Raw genomic sequence first — 21,467 nt, 5'->3', positions numbered from 1 at the left:
GATATTAGACGATTGGATAAGAATCTAGCGGAATGGCATATCGACCATCTCACAAGCGTGGCTGATTATGTTGGCAATGTCGGCCTGCGGACGCTCCTGTCCACAACAGGCGGAAGCAGCCACCTCACGGAGCAAAACATGCGTGACGAACCATCAAATCCAGTTACAGCCAAGAGTCATAATTCGCTCGAAACCAACAAGACGATCGTCCTGGACTTCATCGACAAAGCAGTAAACCAGGGCAACATCGAAGCTGCTTCGATGCATTTTGGCGAACGCTACATCCAACATAATCCGAACATTGCGGATGGTGCGGACGGCTTCAAAGCCTATCTGCAGCAGCTCAAACAGTCATTTCCCCTCGTGAGGGGAGAGGTGAAGCGGATTTTTGCCGAAGGGGATTTCGTCATCGTGCACATGCACGCAAAACGCGAACCCGAAGAGGAGGGCTTGGCCATCGTCGACATTTTCAGGCTGAACGAAAGTAAGCTCGTCGAACACTGGGAAGTTCGGCAACCCATCGCGGATAGCAAGCTGCACGCCAATAGCATGATCTGAATGCGGATAGGCTCTCAGGCTGGCTTGTGCCCGCACGTTTCGCTGATTACGCTGCCGGCGGCAGGGCCAGCACCGGGAGACCATCTGTGAGCATCGAATTCCTGTTGACGTCGCTGATTGTCGTGGCTTCGCCCGGCACTGGCGTTCTCTATACGCTGAGCGCCGGGCTTTCGCGTGGTGCGCGTGCCAGCATCATTGCCGCTTTCGGCTGCACGCTCGGCATCATTCCGCATATGGCGGCCGCCATCACCGGCCTCGCGGCTCTGCTGCACACCAGCGCCGTCGCCTTCGAGACGCTGAAATATCTCGGCGTCGCCTACCTGCTCTACATGGCCTGGAACACGCTGAAGGAGAAGGGCGGCCTGAGCGTCGACGAAAATGTCGCGCCGCGCTCGGCCGGCAAAGTGATCACTTCGGGCATCCTCATCAACATCCTCAATCCGAAGCTGTCGATCTTCTTCTTTGCCTTCCTGCCGCAATTCGTCAGCACCACCGAATCGCATGCGCTGTCGAAGATGCTGGAGCTCAGCAGCGTCTTCATGCTGCTCACCTTCGTGGTCTTTGTCGGCTACGGCATCTTCGCGGCGTCGATCCGCAGCCATGTCGTGTCGCGACCAAAGGTGCTGACCTGGATGCGCCGCACCTTCGCCGGAGCCTTTGTCATGCTCGGCGCCAAACTGGCGCTGGCGGACCGGTAGACAGCCTTATGCCTTCACGTAGCCCATGGCCTCGACAATCTGCCCGTCCGCCACACGCATCAGGTTGACGCCGCGCAGCGAATTGCCGTCGGCCATCCAGTAGCGCCAGCGGATCGTCGCCCGGTCGCCGGCGACGAAGGTTTCTTCGATGTCGAAGCGCATGCCGGGTCCGGTCGCGATCGCCGACCACAGTTCGACGCAGGCGCCCTTGCCGATGCGGCGGGCGCCGTCCGGGGCCGGCGTGGTGTTCTCGATCACGCAATCTTCCGCCACCAGATCGTCGAGCGCCGACGCGTCGTGGCGCTGGAAGACGTCGTTGTAGCGCCGCATGATCTCGGCCGTTTCGGCGGAGCGTTTTGCCGCGGCGATGTCGATGATGAGTTCCTGTGTCATTGGATATTCCTTCCCTTCAGTGATCAGCAACGGTTTCGACGAGGCGGGCCTTGAGCGTGATCGCCGCGACGCCGGCCAGCGCCCGCGACACGAGGCAGCTCTCCTTGGCCGTCTGCGCCAGCCGCTCGAAATCCCCGGCAGCCAGCCCGGCCACGCTTGCCTCCGTCTCCAACTCGATACGGGTGATCGTCGGTCCGGCCGCGGTGGCGCCGAGATGCGCTTTCGCGATTGTGTGAATGCGTGCGGGAGTATAACCTTCGCGGCCCAGGATGGCGCTCAGCGCCATCGGGAAGCAGCCGGCATGCGCCGCCGCGATCAATTCCTCCGGGTTGGTGCCGGGACCGTTCTCGAAACGCGACGGGAAGGAGTAGGCGCCTTCGAATACGCCGCTGCCTAGCCTCAGCCGGCCCGAACCTTCTTTCAACGATCCCTGCCATTGGGCCTCTGCTTCACGAATGGTCATTGTGTCTCTCCTTTGATTTGAGGGGGTCAATCAGATTTTGGGGGCGAACCAGTCAGGCGCCGTCGACGACCACTTTCCCGAAGACGTCGCCTTGCTGGAAATAACGGTAGGCGTCTTGGGCCTCGTCGAAGGCGAACACCTTGTCGATGACAGGCTTAAGCCGATGCACCGAGATGGCGCGCAGCATGGCTTCGAGGTTGGTGCGATTGCCGACGAAGAGGCGGCTGATGGTGGCGAGGCTGCGCTGGTAGACCGGGCCGGGGATCTGCACCGTCCCGCCTTTCGCATCCTGTATGGTGAGAAGCACGATGCGCCCGTAAAGCGCGCAGGCGATCATCGATTGCGCGAAGGTCGGCGGGCCGCCGGTCTCGACGACGAGGTCGATGCCACCGGTTTGCTCGCGCACAGCTGCACCCCATTCCGGCATGTCGGCCGTCGAGACGACGAGGTCGGCGCCCAGCGCCCGCAGCCGGTCCAGCTTCTCGCCGCGCGAGCTGACGGCCACGACCCGGCAGCCGAGCAGCTTGGCGAATTGCAGCGCAAACAGCGCGACGCCACCTGAACCGATGACCAGAACCCACTGCCCGGGCTTCGGCATCTCGGCCGCCGTCACGGCATTCCAAGCGGCCAGGCCGGCACAGGTCAGTGTCGCCGCTTGATGCCAGTCGAGATGATCCGGAAGCCACACCGCCCATTGCTCGTCGAGCACCGCGTATTCAGTCAGCATCCCGTCCAGCGTGCAGCCAAGCTGGTCGATCAGCCCGGCATTGATGCGGCCATCAATCCAGCGTGCAAAATAGCTGCCGGTGATGCGGTCGCCGGCGGCAAAGCGGGTGACGGCATCTCCGACGGCAACGACTTCCCCAGCACCGTCGCTCAGCGGGATAACGCCTTGGCGCGGCGTCAGCGGATAGGTGCCGTTGAGGATCATCGTATCGCGGCGGTTGAGCGATGTGGCGCGGACACGCACGACGATCTCGTGCGGCTTCGGCGTCGGCTGCGTCCCGTCGCGCATCACCAGGCACTTGGTCACGCCGGTTCCTTCAAGACGGTAACTACGCATTCGCCCCTCGCTGATATATAGACTGATCTACATATTATATAGACCGGTTGTCATATTCGAGGCAAGGCCTATAATGCTCATTCCTGACAGAGGTTGACATGGCGAACGACACCCGCACCCGCATACTCGAGACGACGGCGCTGCTGCTAAGGCAGCGCGGCTACCACGGCACGTCGCTCAACGACATATTGAGCGCCTCAGGCGCACCGAGAGGCTCGCTCTACTTCCACTTTCCGGGCGGCAAGGATCAGCTGGTCGTCGAGGTTACGCGCGATAGCGTCGCCGATGTGACGCAGAGGCTGGACGCCGCGCTCGCTGCCGAAAAAGATCCGGCGGTGGCGGTCCACCACATCTACCAATCGGTCGCGCGCATGCTGGAAGACAACCAGTTCACGCTCGGTTGCCCGATCGCGCCCGTGGTGTTGGATTCGCCGACCGACATGCCGGAGTTGGCTGAGTTGTGCCGGTCGGCCTTCGAGCAATGGATAGGCCTGCTCAGGGCGGCCTTCGTCAGGGCAGGGGTTCCCGAGCGCCGCGCGCACGCGCTGGCGCTGCTGGTCGAATCATCGCTGGAAGGGCTGATGGTGATCGCACGCGCCACCCGCGACCGCGCCCCGGTGCTGGCGGTAGCCGATGAGGTCGCGGCGCTGATTGAGGGGGCATTGCCGGCGAAAGAGATCGCAGTCACGGCGCATTGACGTTTCGCGCTTCCACGGCATCGAGGCCAGCGCGGAGCCCTGCCGAAGGGCCGACGCTCCAGCTCTGCAATTCACGTTCTGCGCCGACGCCGAAGAAACGGTCAGGGGTATGCTTCCGCTTGCTTTGGAATCGGACCGCCTCTCATCCTCCGTCCCATCAACGAAAAAGGGCGACCTCTCGGCCGCCCTTTCCGTACATGAAGGCTGATGGGTTGGATTAGAAATCCATACCGCCCATGCCGCCCATGCCGCCGCCGCCCATGCCGCCAGGCATGCCGCCGCCAGCCGACTCCTTCTTCGGAGCCTCCGCAATCATGGCTTCGGTGGTGACCAGCAGGCCGGCGACCGAGGCCGCGTCCTGCAGAGCCGTGCGCACAACCTTGACCGGATCGACGATACCCATGGCGATCATGTCGCCATATTCGCCGGTCTGGGCGTTGTAGCCGAAGGTCGCGCCCTTGTTCTCAAGGATCTTGCCGGCAACGATCGATGCTTCCGCACCGGCGTTGGCCGCGATCTGACGGGCCGGAGCCTGCAGCGCGCGACGCACGATGCTGATGCCGGCGGTCTGGTCGGAGTTGGCGCCGGTTGCCTTGATGCTCAGCGAAGCGCGCAGCAGTGCGACGCCGCCGCCGGGAACGATGCCTTCTTCGACGGCCGCACGGGTCGCGTTGAGGGCGTCATCGACGCGGTCCTTCTTTTCCTTGACTTCCACTTCGGTCGCACCGCCGACGCGGATGACGGCAACGCCGCCCGCCAGCTTGGCGAGACGTTCCTGCAGCTTCTCCTTGTCGTAGTCCGAGGTGGTCTCCTCGATCTGCTGCTTGATCTGGGCGACGCGGCCTTGGATCTCGGCCTTCTTGCCGGCGCCGTCGACGATGGTGGTGTTCTCCTTGGAGATCGACACCTTCTTGGCGCGGCCGAGCATGTTCAGGCCGACATTCTCGAGCTTGATGCCGAGGTCTTCGGAGATGACCTGGCCACCGGTGAGGATAGCGATGTCTTCCAGCATGGCCTTGCGGCGATCACCGAAGCCAGGCGCCTTGACGGCGGCGATCTTCAGGCCGCCACGCAGCTTGTTGACGACGAGCGTGGCCAGGGCCTCGCCCTCGACGTCTTCCGAAATGATGACCAGCGGCTTCGAGGTCTGCACGACAGCCTCGAGGATCGGCAGCATGGCCTGCAGGTTGGAGAGCTTCTTCTCGTGGAGAAGAATGTAGGCGTCTTCCAGATCCGCAACCATCTTCTCGGCGTTGGTGACGAAGTAGGGCGAGAGATAACCGCGGTCGAACTGCATGCCTTCGACGACTTCGAGCTCGGTCTCGGCGGTCTTGGCTTCCTCGACGGTGATGACGCCCTCATTGCCGACCTTCTGCATCGCTTCCGCGATCATCGAGCCGACCGAAACGTCGCCATTGCCGGCGATGGTGCCGACCTGGGCAACCTCTTCCGAGGTCTTGATCTTCTTGGCGTTCTTGATCAGCGTCGCGACGACGTCGGCGACGGCGAGGTCGATGCCGCGCTTGAGGTCCATCGGGTTCATGCCGGCGGCAACCGCCTTGTGGCCTTCCTGGACGATCGACTGTGCCAGAACGGTCGCGGTCGTGGTGCCGTCGCCGGCGATGTCGTTGGTCTTCGAAGCAACTTCGCGGACCATCTGCGCGCCCATGTTCTCGAACTTGTCTTCAAGCTCGATTTCCTTGGCAACGGTGACGCCGTCCTTGGTAATGCGCGGTGCGCCGAACGACTTGTCGATGACGACGTTGCGGCCCTTGGGGCCGAGCGTGACCTTCACCGCGTCGGCGAGGATGTTGACGCCGCGCAGCATGCGCTCACGAGCGTCGCGGGAGAATTTTACGTCTTTGGCAGCCATTTTTAGCTCCTGGCAGGGGCTTGGATTGAGCCCGAAGATTTAAATGAGGGTGAGGCCGATATTCAGCCGATGATGCCCATAATGTCGGCTTCCTTCATGATCAGAAGGTCTTCGCCATTGAGCTTGACTTCGGTGCCCGACCACTTGCCGAACAGGATACGGTCGCCGGCCTTGACGTCCAGCGGGACGAGCTTGCCGGCTTCGTCACGGGCGCCGGAACCGACGGCGATGATCTCGCCTTCCTGCGGCTTTTCCTTCGCCGTGTCGGGGATGATGATCCCGCCCGCGGTCTTGGATTCGGATTCGACCCGACGAACGACCACGCGGTCATGAAGCGGGCGGAACTTCGACTTTGCCATTTTTTATTCCTCGATGAGAATGGTGAGAACAGTTCCTCCGTCCGGCGGCGCCGGACATGGTTAGCACTCATCTTGGGGGAGTGCTAACGTGGCGCTGAAATAGTCTGGCAACTCGCGCGAGTCAAGGCGCCCGGTGAGCATCATCAGAACAATTGCTTCAAACGGATGCTTCAAACAGATACTTGACCAAGTCAACTAAATGGCTGATCTTACCGGCAGGAGGATGCCATGACCATTCATCATCACCCAGGCAAGGAGCGGATCGACGCGGTGCGAGCCTTCAACCGCTTCTATACCCGCCAGATCGGGCTGCTCGACGAAGGGCTGCTGAAAAGCACCTTCTCGCTGACCGAGGCGCGGGTGCTCTATGAACTGGCGCATCGCGATGGCCTGACCGCCACGGACCTTGGGCGCGATCTCGGCCTCGATCCCGGTTATCTCAGCCGGCTGCTGAAGAAATTCGAGGAACGTCATCTGGTCGAGCGCGCCACGATCGAGGCGGATGCAAGGCGTTCGTCGATCGCCCTGACCAAGGCCGGGCGGCAGGCTTTCGCGCCGCTGAACCAGGGCTCGCACGACCAGGTCGCGGCATTGCTCGACCGGCTTTCGGTTCCCGAACAGGACAGGCTGGTCAAGGCCATGCAGACGGTGCAGCGTCTGCTGGGCGCGACCGCCGAACCCAACATTCCCTACACGCTGCGGCCTCTGCAGGTCGGCGACATCGGCTGGATCATCCATCGCCAGGGCCTGCTCTACGCGCAGGAATATGGCTGGGACGAAACCTATGAGGCGCTGGTCGCTGAAATCCTCGGCACATTCGTCAAATCCTTCGATCCGAAATGGGAACGCAGCTGGATCGCCGAGCGGGAAGGCGAGGTCGTCGGCTCCGTCTTCGTCGTGCGCCAGTCGGACGCGGTGGCGAAATTGCGCCTGCTCTACGTCGAGCCCTCGGCGCGAGGTCTCGGCATCGGCAAGCGGCTGGTCGAGGAATGTATCGGCTTTTGCCGCGCCACGGGTTACAGGACACTGACGCTGTGGACCAACGACGTGCTCGCCGCCGCCCGCCACATCTATGAGTCTGTGGGCTTTAAATTGACCAACGAGGAGTGCCACCATTCCTTCGGCAGGGATCTGGTCGGCCAGAACTGGAACCTGGAACTGTAGCAGCGCTTCCGGCGCTTCGGCGTCGGCCTGCCGTGCCTCACCCTTTGATCGGTATCCAGATTTCCAGCCCGCCATTGCCGCTGCGCGGATCAAATTCGGGGCCGTAACGCTCGAATTCCGGCGCATCGGCGATCTCGTGCCCAGAGGCTGGCAGCCATTTGTTCCAGATCGTGTTGACCGTGCGGCGGATGGTCGAGATATGGTCACGATGGGCGAACACGCCGTATTTCTGCGCCGGCACGCGCACACGCCAAAACTCCCTCGGCAGGTCCGAAAAATCGGACACTTCGACGCCAGCGATGTAGTCGAAATTGCCGGCGTCGTCGCCGTTGACGCAGACGCCATAGGCGACGTCGCCGATCTCGCCTGGAACGTCCTTTTAAATGTAACGTTATTACGTCACGAGGTCTATATGGCTCCTTCTGACAAGACTTATTGCGCTGTGATTGGCGGAAAACTAGGGTGGCTGACTGATGGTCCCCGAGTCGCAAGGCAAGGGGTGAAAAGGGAACACGGTGAGATCCTTTGGATCGAGGCCGTGGCTGCCCCCGCAACTGTAAGCGGCGAGCAAAATCCGAAATGCCACTGGCCGGCAAGGCTGGGAAGGCAGGATGGCGCAAAGACCCGCGAGCCAGGAGACCTGCCATCAGCATGAGTTGACCGGACGGGGTGTGCCGGGAGAAAACGTGGACATCGGTCGTGTCGGCCGGTGCCTGGTAAGCGCGGTGAGCCTTTCGGTAGCGGCGGGCGACCGCCTCGCCATCATCGGCCCCAACGGCGCCGGCAAGACGACGCTGCTGCGCATGCTATGCGGTACGCTGCGGCCAAGCGCGGGAGATGTGAGATTTTCCGGACGCCGGCTGGAGAGGTTTTCGGCCGCCGAGCGGGCACTGCACATGGCGGTCGTTGGCCAGACCGATCAGCCTGATCCGCGGCTTGCCGTGATCGACTACGTCGAGCTTGGGCGCGTCCCGCATGCCGGCTTGCGTCGGTGGAGCGAGCAACGCGACATCGTCATTGAAGCACTTCGCAGAACCGGCCTGCTGCCGCTGCTCGGCCGCACGATCGGCTCGCTATCCGGTGGCGAGCGGCAACGCGCCCAGTTGGCGCGCGCCATCGCCCAGGAGCCCAAAATCCTGTTCCTCGATGAACCGACCAATCATCTCGATCCGCGCGCCCGCAGCGACCTTCTCGAACTCGTATCGCAGTTTGGCATGACCGTCGTGGCGGTGCTTCAATGATCTGTCGCTTGTCACGCCATTTGCCACCAGGGTCGCGGTGATGAACGAGGCCCGCCTGCAGGCACTTGCCAGTCCGCGCGAGGCGCTGACCAAGAAGTTGATCCGCGAGATTTTCGGCGTTGACGTGCTTTGGCTGCGCCATCCCACCGAAGACCGCGAACTCACGGTCTTCGACGTTCCGAACCGCGCCTCTTCACATCCCGATTTGACCAAGGAGCAACATCCGTGAAACGCCTCGTACTGTCTTTTGCCTCCCTCCTACTTGCCCAGACCGCCTTCGCTTTCCCGGTAACCGTTGATAGCTGCGGCACGCCGCTGACGTTCGACGCCGCGCCGAAGCGCGCCGTCATCCAAGATCTGAACATGGCGGAGATGGCCTTCGCGCTGGGGCTGCAACCATCGATCGTCGGCCTGACCGGCATCACCGGATGGTATAAGGTCGGTCCGGAATTCAAGGCCGAGCAGGGCGCGATCCCGGAACTCGCGCCGAAATACCCGACCCTCGAAAACCTCGTCGCCGTCGAGCCCGATTTCTTCTTCGCCGGCTGGTATTACGGCATGAAGCCTGGCGGCGAGGTGACGCCCGATACGCTGGCCCCGCACGGTATCAAGACGCTGGTGCTGACGGAAAGTTGCGTCCATCTCGACCAGAACCGCCCCGCAGCCTCGATGGACCTGCTCTATGGTGATGTCGAAAAGCTGGGCAAGATTTTTGGCAAGGAGGCGGAGGCGGGAAAGCTTGTTTCGAACTGGAAGGCGCAGCTCGCCGATATCACGGCAAAGATCGGCGACCGCACGGGAACGCGTGTGTTTCTTTACGACTCCGGCGAAGACAAACCCTTCACATCAGGCAAGTTCGCGATCCCCAGCGCCATGATCGCCGCAGCCGGCGGCGACAACATCATGGCCGACATGCCGACGAGCTGGGGCAATACGGATTGGGAGACGGTGGCGGCCCGCAATCCGCAATTTCTTATCCTGCTCGACTACCAGGACGGCGGCTACAGAAAACTGCTCGATTTCCTGAAAGCTCATCCGGCGATGAAGGAGACTGAGGCGGTCAAAAATGAGCACTTCATTGCGCTGCGCTATGCCGAACTGACGCCTGGGCCTGCCAACATCGAGGCGATCGGCAAGATCGCCAGGGCGATGCACCCGGAAGCTTTCTGAGCTTGCGCCAGAGAGCGTTCGAATTGGCGATGACAGCAGGAGCAGCAGCGATTGCCGCTCTTGCTCTGCTGTCGATTGCCTATGGATCGACGGTCATCGCGTTGAGCGACGTGATTGCTGCGCTCGGACATGCCGCCGGGCTGGACGGAGACATCGTGTCCGGTCCGGCCGGCAAGATCCCGATTGCCAAGATCGTCCTCGATCTTAGGCTACCGCGCACGATTATGGCCATCTGTGTCGGCGCCGGGCTGGGCGTCATCGGCGCGCTGCTGCAGACGGTAACGCGCAACGACCTCGCAGATCCGTTCTTGTTCGGCCTGTCGTCCGGAGCCGCGGCCGGCGCGGTTTCCGTCATCACCATTTTTGGCGACCATTTCGGTATCTGGACGTTGCCGGTCGCGGCCTTCACGGGCGGCGTATTGGCCGCCGGCATCGTGCTTTTGCTGGTTTCGCGGGTGAGGGGGCAAGGCCCCGAACGGCTGATCCTCGCCGGGCTTGCCGTCTCGTTCATGTTCACCGCCTTGACTAACTATCTCGTCTTTGCCGGAGACCAGCGCGCCGCTCACTCGGTGTTGTTCTGGACGATGGGCGGGCTCGGGCTGGCCCGTTGGGACAATATCGAGCTGGCTGCTCTGGGCGCAGGCACCATCCTTGTTTATGGACTTTGGAACCACCGCCGGCTCGACGCTTTCCTGGCCGGCGAGAATGCCGCTGAAAGCCTCGGCGTCCCGGTTGCGCGGATGCGCAGGATGACATTTCTCGTCGCCGCTTTCTCGACGGCGATCCTTGTCTCGGTCGCAGGCGTCATAGGTTTCGTTGGCTTGATGATCCCACATCTGTCCAGGACCCTGGCCGGCCCGCTTCATCTGCGCCTGATTGCAAGCTGCGCCCTCTTCGGAGCGGTGCTGTTGCTGGCAAGCGACCTTCTCGCGCGCACGCTGCTGCCGCCGCAGGAACTGCCGATCGGCATCATCACCAGTTCGGTCGGCGCTTTCTTCGTGGTCACGATGCTCATTCGCAATCGCTCATGATGTGACTGCCATGCACACTTACCGGCTTCTGGCACAATCCGGCTCCTTGAATTATGAGCACGCTTATTATATATGTCGCTCATGGTTTCCGACGGCATCGACAGATTGGGCTTTTTGATCCACGACGTGCAGCGCCTGATGCGCAAGCGCTTCGAGGCGCGCGCTAGTGGTTTCGGCCTTTCTTCGGCGCAATGGCGGCTTCTGGTCCGTGTCGCCAAGGAGGCGGGTGTCGCGCAGGCGCGGCTTGCCGAGCTTCTCGAAATCGAGCCGATCAGCGTCTCGCGCCTTGTCGATCGCATGGAGGAGGGCGGCTGGATCGAGCGCCGTCCCGACGCAACCGACAGACGAGTGCGCATGATTTTCCCGACCGCCAAGGCGAACGCAGCCTACGCCCACGTCAAGAGCCTTGCCGGCGAGGTGTATGAGGAATCGCTCGTTGGCGTTTCGCCGGAAGATCGCCGCGTCCTGGTCAAGGCGCTGGAGACAATGGTGCAGAATCTTGCGGATGGTGAGACGCCGCCCTCGGAAAAAGTGAAGAATACGGAAGGCGCAGCAGCATGAACGCGGTAGCCAAAGTAGATAAGAATGCGGCCAAGCTGGAGATGGAAGCTCCCGCGAAGCCGGCGGCAGCTCCGGTAACGGTCGCTCCGCAGGTAGCTCCGGCGCCAGTGGCGCCGAAGAAGAAGCGTCGTGCCGGCCGCTTCCTTTTGATGTTTGTGCTGCCCGCTGCGTTGATCGCCGGCGGCAGCTATGTCTGGGTGACCGGCGGCCGCTATCAGGAGACCGAGAACGCCAATCTGCAGCAGGCCAAGGTGTCGATAGCCGCCGATACGGCGGGCCGCATCGTTCAGGTCGATATTTTCGACAACCAGTCTGTCAAGCAGGGCGACGTGTTGTTCGCCATCGATCCCGAGCCCTACCGGATCGCATTGGCCCAGGCCGATGCGGCGGTGGCCGGCGCGCGGCTCAATGTCGAGCAGCTGCGTGCGGCCTACAGCCAGGCGCTGGCGCAAGAGAAGTCCGACGAAAGCCAGGTCCAGTACGCGCAGTCGCAGTATGACCGCGCCGCCGACCTTGCCCGCAAGGGCATCAACGCCAAGTCGTCGCTGGACGAGGCCAAGAACGACCTCGACAAGGCCAAGCAGCAGCTGGCCGTGGCCCAGCAAGGGATCGTCAGCGCCAAGGCGGCACTTGGCGGCAATCCCGACATCGAGACCGACAAGCATCCGACAGTGATGGCGGCGCTCGCCGCACGCAACAAGGCGGCCTACGATCTGGTCCAGACAACAGTCAAAGCGCCTGCCGACGGCATCATCAGCCAGGCCGCTTCGTTCAAGGTCGGCCAGTATGTCGGCTCGGGCACGCCGCTGTTTTCGCTGGTCGAGACCGGCGATACCTGGGTCGACGCCAATTTCAAGGAAACGCAGCTCACCAACATGAATCCGGGCCAAAAGGCCGAAATCGTGGTCGACACCTATCCGGGCAAGACGTTCGAAGCCACCGTCAAGGCGATTGGCGCCGGCACCGGGGCCGAGTTCTCGCTGCTGCCCGCGCAGAACGCCACCGGCAACTGGGTCAAGGTCACGCAGCGCATTCCGGTCCGCCTGGAGTTGACCGACGCCGACGCCAAGATGGCGCTGCGCACCGGCATGAGCGCGACCGTCACGGTGGACACCGGCGTTTCCCGCGGGCTGCCGGGCATTTTCCGCCGCGCCACGGCAGGCGAGGCCAAGTAAAGAGGCCTGACAGCGGCCGCATGGCAAACAGCGAGATGGATGCAGGTGACAGGATTGGTCCGAGGGAGGCGCAGGAAGAGTTGAATGCGTAGACGGGCTGCGCTGCGGCCTGGCTAAACCAGACAACGTTGCGCAGGATCTTCGGTCCTCAGGTTTCCGGGCGGCAGGCGCCCGCTTTGTCGAGACGCTCAGTCGATGTAACCCCCACATCGATGCTCGCGTCCCACCGCGATGAGGGTCTCTCTGCAGCGAGGGCCTCGCCGTCCGGAAACCTAATGTACACGTTTTTGTTACCTGCTGGAAGTTTTACGTCATGAGCACCCCAGAACCCTTTCGCGAAGTACCGCACCGCGGCCTGATCACAGTTGCGCTCATGCTGGCGACGATCATGCAGGCGCTCGACACGACGATCGCCAACGTCGCGCTGCCGACCATGACCGGCGATCTCGGCGCCTCCCCCGACAACATCAACTGGGTGCTGACCTCCTACATCGTTGCCGCCGCGATCATGACGCCGGTGACCGGCTGGCTTGCCGACCGCTTCGGTCGCAAGGAGCTGTTCCTGACGGCGGTGGTCGGCTTCACCGTCTTCTCCATGCTGTGCGGCATAGCCTGGAGCCTGGAGACCATCGTTCTCTTCCGGCTGATGCAAGGCGTCTTCGGCGCGGCCATCGTGCCGCTGTCGCAGACCTTCCTGCTCGACATCAACCCTAGGGAACGCCACGGCCAGGCCATGGCCATCTGGGGCGCCGGCATCATGCTGGGACCGATCCTTGGCCCGACGCTGGGTGGCTGGCTGACCGAGAATTTCAACTGGCGCTGGGTGTTCTTCATCAACCTGCCGGTCGGCATCATCGCCTTCCTCGGCATGGCCGCATATCTCCCCAGCGTGGCCCGGCGGGTGCGCAGCTTCGATTTCTTCGGCTTCGCCATGCTCTCGCTCGGTGTCGGCGCGCTGCAACTGATGCTCGATCGTGGCGGTGAGGTCGACTGGTTTTCCTCGATCGAGATATGGATCGAGCTTGGTCTTTCCATCACCGGCTTCTGGGTATTCACCATTCACACGTTGACGGCGGAGCACCCCTTTATCGACCCGAAGATCTTCCTCGATCGCAATTTCGTCACCGGGCTGGCGTTCATCTTTGTCATGGGCGTGCTCATTTTGGCGAGCATGTCGCTGCTGCCGCCAATGCTGTCGACCATCTTCGGCTATCCGACCCTCACCATCGGCATCGTCCTGGGGCCACGCGGTGTCGGCACGATGATCGCGATGCTGTTCGTCGGGCGGATCATGCACAGGATCGATGCCAGGATCCTCGTCGTCATCGGCTTCCTGCTGACCGCGCAATCGCTCTATACGATGTCCAGCTTCTCGCCGCAGATGGACAACTGGCTTATCCTCAGCTCCGGCGTCATCCAGGGCCTTGGAATGGGAATGGTGTTCGTGCCGCTGTCCACCGTGGCCTTCGCCACGCTCGACGCACGCTTCCGCACCGATGCCACGGCGTTGTTCAGCCTGGTGCGCAATCTTGGCTCGTCGATCGGCGTGTCGGTGGTGACGGTTCTGCTGGTACGCAACACGCAGATCAACCACGCTGAGCTCTCGGCCTATATCAATCCGTTCAATCCCAACCTCTGGGCGGCGTCGCCGGCAGCGGCGGGCGGCGATCCGACGGCGCTGTCGCTGATGGATGGCATGGTCAATATCCAGGCGATGATGGTCTCCTACGTCAATGACTTCAAGCTGCTGATGATGATGACACTGCTTGCCGTCCCGTTTGTTTTCCTGCTGCGCAAGCCAAAGGCTGCGCCGCCCGCCGGTGGAGCGCCTGCCGCGCATATGGACTAAGTCTCACGGCTCCGGCAACCGCGACCGACTCACGGCTTCCGTTGCCTGTGCCGGTCGCGTCGGCGTTGAGCCGGTTCACCTGCCATTAGTATATCCCGACCAATATGCACTCGCTTTTGGGTTGAAGGCGAGCCTCCTTTGCTTGCCTCAAGCATCAGCGGGAGGAACTGTATTTGGCCACGAAATCATCCAGGCAAACCGCCGAAGTGCCCGAATCCGCCAATTTGACGACGCTGGCACAACTGGCGACTGCCTCATATGAGGCGCTCGAGCGCGAGCTTCGCGCCACGATTGCAGCGCTTCAAGACCAGGCACTGCGGTTCCAGACCGCGATCGAGAACATCTCGCAAGGCATCTGCTTTTTTGACGCCGATGAACGGCTGATCCTGTGCAACCGGCGCTATGCGGAAATCTATCGCCTTGCGCCGGAGCAATTGCAGCCGGGGGCGGCGCTGCGCGAAATCGTCGAGCGGCGCGTCGCTGTCGGGACCTCGGCAATGAATGCGGACGCCTATCTGGCGTTGGCCCGGGCAGTCAATTCGGGCACTGCTTCGGGGAACTGGACAGCCGAGCTCGCCGATGGCCGGACAATTCAGGTCTGCCATCAACCGATGCCTGACGGCGGCTGGGTGGCCACGCACGAGGACATCAGCGAGCTCAGCGCCAACCGCTTGGTTGTCGACGAGCGTATCTCCTTGCAGACGCTGATCGACCTGGTGCCTGACTACATGTGGGTGAAGGACACCGAAAGCCGCTTCGTCGTCGCCAACCGAGCCATTGCGTCCGACAGCGGTCGAGACAGCACGAGCGACATGATCGGCCTGAGCGACTTCGACCTTCACGCGCCGGATCTTGCGCAGAAATTTCGCTTCGTCGAGCAGCAACTGATGCGCGACGGACAACCGATGATCGACGAGGAGGAGTTCGTCGTCGATGCGTCAGGCACCGGCAAATGGTTCCTGTCTACGAAACTGCCGTTGCGCAACGTTCAAAACAACATTTTCGGCCTCGTCGGCATTGCCCGCGACATCACTGCGCGCAAGCAGGCCGAAATCCTTCGCGATGGGCAGGCGCATATCCTCGAGATGATCGCAAAGAGCGCTCCCCTCGAAGACGTGCTCGAGCGGCTCATGCGTCTGGTCGAGTCCCAACTGGCGGGGATATTCGGTTCGGTCTTGCTGCTCGACAAGGATGGCAGCCACTTGCGCCACGCCGCCGCGCCGAGCCTGGCGAAAGACTACACCGACGCCGTCGACGGCGCCGCGGTCGGCCCTCGGGCGGGGTCTTGCGGAACGGCGGTCTATCGGCACGAGCCGGCGATTGTCGCTGACATCATGCAGGATCCGCTTTGGCAGGATTATCGCGAACTCGCGCGGCCGCACGGTTTGCGTTCGTGCTGGTCGACCCCGATCCTGTCGCATCAGGGCGCGGTGCTTGGCGTCTTTGCGATGTATTCGATGACGGTGCGCGAACCGACCGAGGCCGAGACCCGCCTGATCGATTTCACCACGCGCATCGCCGGGATCGCCATCGAACGCAAACAGGCTGAAGACCGGATCCACTTCATGGCCAATCATGACGTGCTGACCGGGCTTCCCAATCGCGCCTTGCTCGAGGATCGGCTTTCGCAGGCGGTCCTGTACGCCCAGCGATACGATCGCTGGGTGACGGTGGTGTTCATCGATCTGGACAATTTCAAATTTGTCAACGACACGCTCGGCCACAATGCCGGAGACGAGCTTCTGAAGATCGTCGCAAGTCGCATGGTCGACTGCGTGAGGGCAACCGATACCGTCGTGCGGCTTGGCGGCGACGAATTCGTCATCGTGCTTTTCGACCAGCCGGCGAACGTCGATCTCGTTTCCGAGACCTTGCAAAAGCTCAGGTCGGCACTCGCCGAACCGGTTCGGCTCGGAGCGCATCTTGTGCGGGCGACGGCCAGCATAGGCATTGCCAACTATCCGAAGGATGGGACTGATCCCGATACGCTGCTGGCAAATGCCGATGCGGCCATGTATCGCGCCAAGGAGTTCGGCCGCGACAATTTCCAGTTTTACGCTCCGGAGTTCAATACCCGGGCGCATGAAAAATTCGTGCTTCAGGAAGAGTTGCGAAACGCCTTGGCGCGTTCGGAATTCACTCTGCTCTACCAACCGCAAGTGGACCTTCGGTCAGGTCGGATTTTTGCGGTCGAGGCGCTGATACGCTGGAACCATCCAACGCTTGGCACGATAATGCCGACGATGTTCATCCCGACCGCCGAGGAGACAGGTCTGATCGTACCGATCGGCGACTGGGTTCTGCATGAGGCGTGCCGGCAGAACAAAGCCTGGCAAGACGCCGGGCTGCCGCCCTTGACCGTTTGCGTGAATGTGTCGGCGCGGCAATTCAGGGAGCGCAACCTGATCGATCGCATCGTCAGCGCGCTGAAGGACAGCGGCCTGGAGGCCAGGTATCTCGAACTGGAGGTGACCGAGAGCCTTATCATGCAGGATATCGAGCTCGCCGTCGCGACCATGAACGCCCTGCAAAGCCTGGGTGTCCAGATCTCGATCGATGATTTCGGCACAGGCTATTCCAGCCTCAGCGCACTCAAAACCTTTCCCGTGGCGCGGCTGAAGATCGACAAGTCCTTCATCAAGGACCTCGCCGCCGACGAGAACGACCAGGCTGTGGCCAGCGCGGTGATTTCATTGGGGCAAAATCTCAACCTGAGGGTCATCGCCGAGGGCGTTGAGACAGATGATCAGGTGGCCTTCCTGCGCAGGAACAATTGCGACGAAATGCAAGGCTATCATTTCAGCAGACCGGTTTGTGCGCAGGACATCGAGGAGTTGCTCGGCGGCCGCAAAGACTGACGGCTCGATCATCCGGCACGGACTCCGCCGACCAAAGGCGAAACCGTGCTATCTTCCGAGCACAAGGCACCAGTAGCGAAGCGTGTTGTCGCGGCCGTCGCGTACATAGGCGAGGCCGAAGCGGGTGAAGCGCGGGTCTAGCATGTTGCGGCGGTGGCCTGGCGAATGCACCCAGATATCGAACAGCTTCTGCTGGTCGAAGCGGCCTTCGGCGATGTTCTCGGCGGCGGCGCCGGCAATGCCATTGTCTTTGACGCGCGAGGCAAAGTCCTTGCCCCAGCCGGTGGTGTGATTCATGCGGCCGCGGCGCGCCATGTAGCCGGCCTGCTGCAAGGCCGCCTGTTCGAGACGAGGATCGGCGACAAGCGGTCCAAGACCGGCTGAGGCCCGAATGCCGCTCAGGGTGCCGGCCGCGGAAGCAGAGACACCGGCGCCTTCGCCGGTGGGCAGCACGGCGGTTGCGCAGGCGGCGAGCCCGGCAAGGGCACCAAGGCCGGCAGCTCTGAGCAGCATGCGCCTGTTCAGGCTTGGTTTGCCTTCATAATTTTCAATTCTCGCAACGGTCATGCCCGCCTGACATAGCGGTGATCATGGCTTTTGCCGGGCAGGCGATTAGAATCTCGCTCAAGCCGACCCACAGCGCAACAAAAAGGGCCGAGCTCGCGGGTCGCAAGTCGCCCAGACTGTTCGTTGCGGAACCAGCAAAGTTTGCCGCTGGGTCCCCGCCTTTTATCGTGTTATGCTAATATACCCTAAAGGCCGTCCTTGAAGGGAACGGAAATGTCCGCCATGTCAACGTTGACCCGGACTTTCATTGCCGCTGTTCTTGTCGGCTGCGCACTCGTCGTCTCGTCTGCCATCGGAGCGGGAGTTACCGAGGATGTCGTGACGGGAACGCGACTCGCGGAATTGCTCCGTGCGGGGCGAAGCATCATCTCGAACTATCAGACGCTCATCAATGATCCTGCTCTTGGCGACAAGCACCTCGACGGTGAGCGCATTACGAGAGAAGCCATCGCCGCATACTCAAAACACACCGGCCACGACCCGCTTTCGGGCGGATTGACCGAGCGCGACCGGCGTCTGCTTGAGGCCCAGATTGAGGCGATGCGAGAGGTGGTGGACGAACAGCAAGATAACATCAACCGCGCGGGAACCGCTTTCAAAGGCTTCGTGCCAGCGGTGTTTGCGCGTCTGATGAATGACAAGTTCGCTGCCAAGGCCGGCAACGAAGCTCGGGTGCGCGTGACCGCGCCAGAGCAACTCGTGCGCAACCGCAAATCGCTTCCGGACGCATGGGAAGCACGGATCATCGAAAGCGTCTTGCTGGATCCGCAGAGAGCAAAGGGAGAAGCCTACACGGAAGTCACCGAGGCGGATGGGCGCCCTGCATTTCGAATGCTGCTGCCCGAATACTATACTGGCTCGTGTCTTTCCTGCCACGGCGAGCCGAAGGGCGAGATCGACGTGACAGGATACCCAAAGGAGGGCGGCAAAGCGGGCGATCTGGGAGGCGCGATAAGCATCGTCTTGTTCAAATGAGCGCTTTGGAACAATCACCGCACCGCGTGGAAACGGTATCGGCGCCGGCGAGGCCCTTTGCCCATCTACCGATTTCGGCCCGCATAGCTGCGCTGACAGCGGCCGGCCTTATCAGCCTTATCGTATCGTCAATCTTTCTCACACAGGCACTTTATCGCAGTGCAGATCGAACTGCGGAGACCAAAGCATTTTTCGACGCCGCGTCCACTGCGGCTGCGGCGCACGCAACATTCGGCGAATTGCGATACTGGCTGACTGATCTGTCGGTTAGCTTGTTGATGAATTCCCAGCGTAATGCCGAGCAGGCGCGCGAGCGACTACTGGCACATCTGGACCGCCTTTCGAAATCATCACCGGATGCGGTCAGGGAAATCCGCGTTGAGATGGATGCCTATGTCAAAACAGCGCTGGAGGCGGCAGACAGCTATACTCAAGACAACCGCATCATCGGCAACACTCTCCTCGCCGAGGCGCGCACCCACAGCGCAAACGTGGATGCTGCGCTTAACAAACTCGTCGACCGAGCGAGCGCCGAGGCAGAAGCCGCTCGCAACGAGGTCGTAACGGAAACCCAGAAAACGGCGACTACTGCTGCCGTTCTGGTGGCCATCGTGGTGATGATCGGGTCACTTCTCACCATCCTTGTTCTTCGCTCGATCGTCGGACCGTTGCGGCGGCTGAACCGGGTAATCGGAAATCTGACGGAAGGACGCTACGACGTCGAAATACAGGCAGAGGGAGGGGACGAGCTCGGCGCGATGGCGCGGACGCTTCGGCTTTTCCGGGCGAGCGCAATTGCAAAGCAACGACTGGAGGATGAGGCGGAACGGCAAAGACGGACGATCGGAGCGGCACTCGAGGCGATTTCTGACGGATTTGTCCTGTTCGATTCGGAGGACAAGGTCCTTCTTGCCAACAGCAAATACTGCGAAATCTTTCCCGACAATGACCGAGCTACTCTGCCGGGGCAAAGCCTTCAGGATATTCTGAAAAGACGCTTGGCGAGCGGGCACGTCGACCTTGAGGGCGCGTCGCCGGAGGAATGGATTGCGAAGAGGCTGCGCATCCAGAAGGATCCGGCAGGCTTCGTCCACGAGGGTCGCTTCGGAGAACGCTGGGTCCGCGTCAGCAAACGAAAGACCCCTGACGGCGGGACCGTCGCCGTTTACACCGACATCACGGAACTGAAGCAGAGAGAGGTCGAACTCGAGCGGGCCAAGAGTCATGCTGAAGCGGCAAATGAGGCCAAGAGCAGCTTCCTCGCGTCCATGAGCCACGAGCTGCGCACTCCACTGAACGCGATCATTGGCTACAGCGAGATGCTGATCGAAGAGGCGAGCGACCAGCAAATGAATGAGTTCGTGCCAGATGTGGAAAAGATCGCCGGGGCCGGTCGCCATCTCCTCGCGCTCATCAACGACATCCTCGATCTGTCGAAGATCGAGGCAAATAAGATGGCAAATTTCCTCGAGACTTTCGACGTCGCCGACTTGTTGCGCGATGTCCAGGCCACAGTCGCGCCACTGATGGCGAAAAACCGAAACAGTTTCGTTATGGACCTCGCGGGCGACCTCGGGAAGATGCATTCGGACCAGACGAAGTTGCGTCAGAACCTCTTCAATCTCCTCAGTAACGCAGCCAAGTTCACCGAGGGGGGCCGTGTAACACTGGCGATTCGACGCGAGAGGAGATCGGACGGCGACTGGCTGATATTCACAGTGTCCGACACCGGGATCGGGATGACGCCAAAGCAGCAAGAACGGCTCTTTGATGCTTTTACGCAGGCAGACGCCTCCACCACTCGCAACTACGGCGGGACGGGATTGGGCCTCAGCATAACCCGGAGTTTCTGCCGCATGATCGGAGGCGTTGTAACCGTTAAAAGCGAGTTCGGAAAAGGCTCGACTTTCACAATGGAGATTCCAGCCGAGTGCGACGAAGAACCTGGCGAGCAGAAACCCGCCGAGCCGCTGTCGTCGAGGCCCTCGGAGCAGGCGGTTCTGATCATAGATGACGAACCAGCCGCCCGAACTCTCATCGCCAGGTCCTTGGCTGAGGCGGGACTGGCATCAATCGAAGCAGCAAGCGGCGAGGAAGGCATAGCCGCGGCGCGAGCGCATCGCCCGGCCGCAATCGTTCTCGACATCATCATGCCGCATCAGGACGGCTGGTCAGTGCTGCGCTCACTGAAGGGCGATAAGGAGCTCTGCGAGATTCCGGTAATCCTTGCGACGATACTTGCAGATCGCGAACTCGGCCTCTCACTCGGTGCGGTCGAATACCTCACGAAGCCGATCGACACCCAGAAGCTTATACGAACAATAGAGGCTTGCGGCGGCGGCAACCGCGATGTGCTTGTTATTGACGACGATCAAGCCTCCCGCGACTTCCTTCGGCGTATCCTGATCAAGAAGGATTGGCGGGTTCACGAGGCAAGCGATGGCCTGCGCGGCCTCAAGCTGATGAAGCGGTTGTTACCGCGTCTGGTCCTGCTTGATCTGCTGATGCCCGAAATGGACGGGTTCCAGACCCTGAACGAGATGCAGCAGGTGCCCGAGCTTCAGAACATTCCGGTCGTCGTCGTGACTTCCAAGGATTTATCGGCGGACGAGCTCAAGTGGCTTCGCGACAGGGCGGTCGCGGTTGTAATCAAGGGCGCAAATAGTCGGTCTCAGTTGGTCGAGGCCCTCGAGCGCCAGATCTTCCCACTTGGGTCGACAGGTGCCAGCATTGCCGATCGCGGAACCGCCCCCATGGCTGAAGGAAGCTAA

At 61.6% G+C, this 21,467-nt stretch carries 20 protein-coding genes, 1 pseudogene and 1 riboswitch; of the genes and pseudogenes, 14 read left to right on the top strand and 7 right to left on the bottom strand.

Annotated elements, in window-relative coordinates; translation table 11 throughout:
- The first annotated feature begins 12 nt into the window (after nucleotides 1–12).
- Nucleotides 13–558 (top strand): nuclear transport factor 2 family protein, encoded by a 546-nt coding sequence (locus NKJ93_RS08385; protein ID WP_023722755.1) that lies wholly within the window; start codon nucleotides 13–15, stop codon nucleotides 556–558.
- An 86-nt stretch (nucleotides 559–644) separates the two neighbouring features.
- A complete protein-coding gene (locus tag NKJ93_RS08380) occupies nucleotides 645–1,256 on the top strand; it encodes a LysE family translocator (RefSeq protein ID WP_023722756.1) in 612 nt (203 codons plus the stop codon).
- A 6-nt stretch (nucleotides 1,257–1,262) separates the two neighbouring features.
- On the opposite strand, the gene NKJ93_RS08375 is transcribed toward NKJ93_RS08380, so the two are convergent.
- From NKJ93_RS08375 to NKJ93_RS08365, 3 genes are read right to left on the bottom strand one after another with little or no spacing between them, the layout of a single operon-like run.
- Entirely contained in the window at nucleotides 1,263–1,649 is a 387-nt protein-coding gene (locus tag NKJ93_RS08375) for a nuclear transport factor 2 family protein (protein WP_352495556.1), read from the bottom strand.
- 16 nt (nucleotides 1,650–1,665) lie between these two features.
- Nucleotides 1,666–2,112 (bottom strand): OsmC family protein, encoded by a 447-nt coding sequence (locus NKJ93_RS08370; protein WP_352588553.1) that lies wholly within the window; start codon nucleotides 2,110–2,112, stop codon nucleotides 1,666–1,668.
- Nucleotides 2,113–2,164: 52 nt separating this feature from the next.
- On the bottom strand, nucleotides 2,165–3,175 hold the full coding sequence (locus tag NKJ93_RS08365; RefSeq protein WP_352515781.1) for a zinc-dependent alcohol dehydrogenase family protein: 1,011 nt from the start codon (nucleotides 3,173–3,175) through the stop codon (nucleotides 2,165–2,167).
- Between the two features lie 98 nt (nucleotides 3,176–3,273).
- On the opposite strand from NKJ93_RS08365, the gene NKJ93_RS08360 reads away from it, so the two are divergent.
- Nucleotides 3,274–3,873 carry a TetR/AcrR family transcriptional regulator gene (locus NKJ93_RS08360; protein WP_352495553.1) on the top strand — a complete coding sequence of 200 codons (600 nt, stop codon included), beginning with the start codon at nucleotides 3,274–3,276 and terminating at the stop codon, nucleotides 3,871–3,873.
- A gap of 217 nt (nucleotides 3,874–4,090) precedes the next feature.
- Here NKJ93_RS08360 and groL read toward each other — a convergent pair whose 3' ends face one another.
- Together groL and groES are read right to left on the bottom strand one after the other, a co-directional pair.
- Nucleotides 4,091–5,746, bottom strand: a complete 1,656-nt coding sequence (groL, locus tag NKJ93_RS08355; protein WP_352481739.1) for a chaperonin GroEL — start codon at nucleotides 5,744–5,746, stop codon at nucleotides 4,091–4,093.
- Nucleotides 5,747–5,808: 62 nt separating this feature from the next.
- On the bottom strand, nucleotides 5,809–6,105 hold the full coding sequence (gene groES, locus NKJ93_RS08350; protein WP_006333965.1) for a co-chaperone GroES: 297 nt from the start codon (nucleotides 6,103–6,105) through the stop codon (nucleotides 5,809–5,811).
- A gap of 228 nt (nucleotides 6,106–6,333) precedes the next feature.
- On the opposite strand from groES, the gene NKJ93_RS08345 reads away from it, so the two are divergent.
- Entirely contained in the window at nucleotides 6,334–7,269 is a 936-nt protein-coding gene (locus tag NKJ93_RS08345) for a bifunctional helix-turn-helix transcriptional regulator/GNAT family N-acetyltransferase (RefSeq protein ID WP_023717102.1), read from the top strand.
- A 37-nt stretch (nucleotides 7,270–7,306) separates the two neighbouring features.
- On the opposite strand, the pseudogene NKJ93_RS08340 reads toward NKJ93_RS08345, so the two are convergent.
- Nucleotides 7,307–7,645, bottom strand: a pseudogene (locus NKJ93_RS08340) (GyrI-like domain-containing protein); the annotation flags it as partial.
- A gap of 81 nt (nucleotides 7,646–7,726) precedes the next feature.
- A riboswitch (cobalamin riboswitch) is annotated at nucleotides 7,727–7,931 on the top strand.
- 24 nt (nucleotides 7,932–7,955) lie between these two features.
- On the opposite strand from NKJ93_RS08340, the gene NKJ93_RS08335 reads away from it, so the two are divergent.
- The 8 genes from NKJ93_RS08335 (at nucleotide 7,956) to NKJ93_RS08300 (ending at nucleotide 17,154) form a co-directional block, all read left to right on the top strand.
- On the top strand, nucleotides 7,956–8,510 hold the full coding sequence (locus NKJ93_RS08335) for an ABC transporter ATP-binding protein (protein WP_352588550.1): 555 nt from the start codon (nucleotides 7,956–7,958) through the stop codon (nucleotides 8,508–8,510).
- Between the two features lie 40 nt (nucleotides 8,511–8,550).
- Entirely contained in the window at nucleotides 8,551–8,739 is a 189-nt protein-coding gene (locus tag NKJ93_RS08330; RefSeq protein WP_352588547.1) for a hypothetical protein, read from the top strand.
- The gene (locus NKJ93_RS08325) at nucleotides 8,736–9,680 is read left to right on the top strand and encodes an ABC transporter substrate-binding protein (RefSeq protein ID WP_352588545.1); all 945 of its coding nucleotides are present in this window, start codon (nucleotides 8,736–8,738) and stop codon (nucleotides 9,678–9,680) included. Before NKJ93_RS08330 ends, NKJ93_RS08325 begins: the two co-directional genes overlap by 4 nt.
- Nucleotides 9,681–9,709: 29 nt before the next feature.
- Nucleotides 9,710–10,711 (top strand): FecCD family ABC transporter permease, encoded by a 1,002-nt coding sequence (locus NKJ93_RS08320; protein ID WP_352481735.1) that lies wholly within the window; start codon nucleotides 9,710–9,712, stop codon nucleotides 10,709–10,711.
- Nucleotides 10,712–10,792: 81 nt separating this feature from the next.
- Nucleotides 10,793–11,272, top strand: a complete 480-nt coding sequence (locus tag NKJ93_RS08315) for a MarR family winged helix-turn-helix transcriptional regulator (RefSeq protein ID WP_023717107.1) — start codon at nucleotides 10,793–10,795, stop codon at nucleotides 11,270–11,272.
- A complete protein-coding gene (locus tag NKJ93_RS08310; protein WP_023717108.1) occupies nucleotides 11,269–12,447 on the top strand; it encodes an HlyD family secretion protein in 1,179 nt (392 codons plus the stop codon). Before NKJ93_RS08315 ends, NKJ93_RS08310 begins: the two co-directional genes overlap by 4 nt.
- Nucleotides 12,448–12,760: 313 nt before the next feature.
- Complete coding sequence (locus NKJ93_RS08305; protein ID WP_352495547.1) at nucleotides 12,761–14,296, top strand: DHA2 family efflux MFS transporter permease subunit; 1,536 nt, start codon at nucleotides 12,761–12,763, stop codon at nucleotides 14,294–14,296.
- Nucleotides 14,297–14,469: 173 nt separating this feature from the next.
- Nucleotides 14,470–17,154, top strand: a complete 2,685-nt coding sequence (locus NKJ93_RS08300; protein ID WP_352495546.1) for an EAL domain-containing protein — start codon at nucleotides 14,470–14,472, stop codon at nucleotides 17,152–17,154.
- Nucleotides 17,155–17,202: 48 nt separating this feature from the next.
- Here the strand turns inward: NKJ93_RS08300 and NKJ93_RS08295 are convergent, their stop codons facing one another.
- Nucleotides 17,203–17,721, bottom strand: a complete 519-nt coding sequence (locus NKJ93_RS08295; RefSeq protein WP_023717111.1) for a CAP domain-containing protein — start codon at nucleotides 17,719–17,721, stop codon at nucleotides 17,203–17,205.
- A gap of 213 nt (nucleotides 17,722–17,934) precedes the next feature.
- On the opposite strand from NKJ93_RS08295, the gene NKJ93_RS08290 reads away from it, so the two are divergent.
- Together NKJ93_RS08290 and NKJ93_RS08285 are read left to right on the top strand one after the other, a co-directional pair.
- Entirely contained in the window at nucleotides 17,935–18,696 is a 762-nt protein-coding gene (locus NKJ93_RS08290; protein WP_023717112.1) for a Tll0287-like domain-containing protein, read from the top strand.
- Entirely contained in the window at nucleotides 18,693–21,467 is a 2,775-nt protein-coding gene (locus tag NKJ93_RS08285; protein ID WP_352588542.1) for an ATP-binding response regulator, read from the top strand. The genes NKJ93_RS08290 and NKJ93_RS08285 overlap by 4 nt, the downstream gene beginning before the upstream one ends.

The organism is Mesorhizobium sp. M0028 (genome assembly GCF_040323855.1).
Taxonomy (GTDB): domain Bacteria; phylum Pseudomonadota; class Alphaproteobacteria; order Rhizobiales; family Rhizobiaceae; genus Mesorhizobium.
Note: the sequence above shows the minus strand (reverse complement) of the source record. Positions and strands in the feature narration are given on the sequence as shown.

Bases quoted from the DNA above. Each gene is read 5' to 3' on its own strand.
- NKJ93_RS08375 (WP_352495556.1), bottom strand. From the start codon at position 1,649: ATGACACAGGAACTCATCATCGACATCGCCGCGGCAAAACGCTCCGCC.
- NKJ93_RS08370 (WP_352588553.1), bottom strand. From the start codon at position 2,112: ATGACCATTCGTGAAGCAGAGGCCCAATGGCAGGGATCGTTGAAAGAA.
- NKJ93_RS08365 (WP_352515781.1), bottom strand. From the start codon at position 3,175: ATGCGTAGTTACCGTCTTGAAGGAACCGGCGTGACCAAGTGCCTGGTG.
- NKJ93_RS08360 (WP_352495553.1), top strand. From the start codon at position 3,274: ATGGCGAACGACACCCGCACCCGCATACTCGAGACGACGGCGCTGCTG.
- groL (WP_352481739.1), bottom strand. From the start codon at position 5,746: ATGGCTGCCAAAGACGTAAAATTCTCCCGCGACGCTCGTGAGCGCATG.
- groES (WP_006333965.1), bottom strand. From the start codon at position 6,105: ATGGCAAAGTCGAAGTTCCGCCCGCTTCATGACCGCGTGGTCGTTCGT.
- NKJ93_RS08345 (WP_023717102.1), top strand. From the start codon at position 6,334: ATGACCATTCATCATCACCCAGGCAAGGAGCGGATCGACGCGGTGCGA.
- NKJ93_RS08330 (WP_352588547.1), top strand. From the start codon at position 8,551: ATGAACGAGGCCCGCCTGCAGGCACTTGCCAGTCCGCGCGAGGCGCTG.
- NKJ93_RS08320 (WP_352481735.1), top strand. From the start codon at position 9,710: ATGACAGCAGGAGCAGCAGCGATTGCCGCTCTTGCTCTGCTGTCGATT.
- NKJ93_RS08315 (WP_023717107.1), top strand. From the start codon at position 10,793: ATGGTTTCCGACGGCATCGACAGATTGGGCTTTTTGATCCACGACGTG.
- NKJ93_RS08310 (WP_023717108.1), top strand. From the start codon at position 11,269: ATGAACGCGGTAGCCAAAGTAGATAAGAATGCGGCCAAGCTGGAGATG.
- NKJ93_RS08305 (WP_352495547.1), top strand. From the start codon at position 12,761: ATGAGCACCCCAGAACCCTTTCGCGAAGTACCGCACCGCGGCCTGATC.
- NKJ93_RS08295 (WP_023717111.1), bottom strand. From the start codon at position 17,721: ATGACCGTTGCGAGAATTGAAAATTATGAAGGCAAACCAAGCCTGAAC.
- NKJ93_RS08290 (WP_023717112.1), top strand. From the start codon at position 17,935: ATGTCCGCCATGTCAACGTTGACCCGGACTTTCATTGCCGCTGTTCTT.
- NKJ93_RS08285 (WP_352588542.1), top strand. From the start codon at position 18,693: ATGAGCGCTTTGGAACAATCACCGCACCGCGTGGAAACGGTATCGGCG.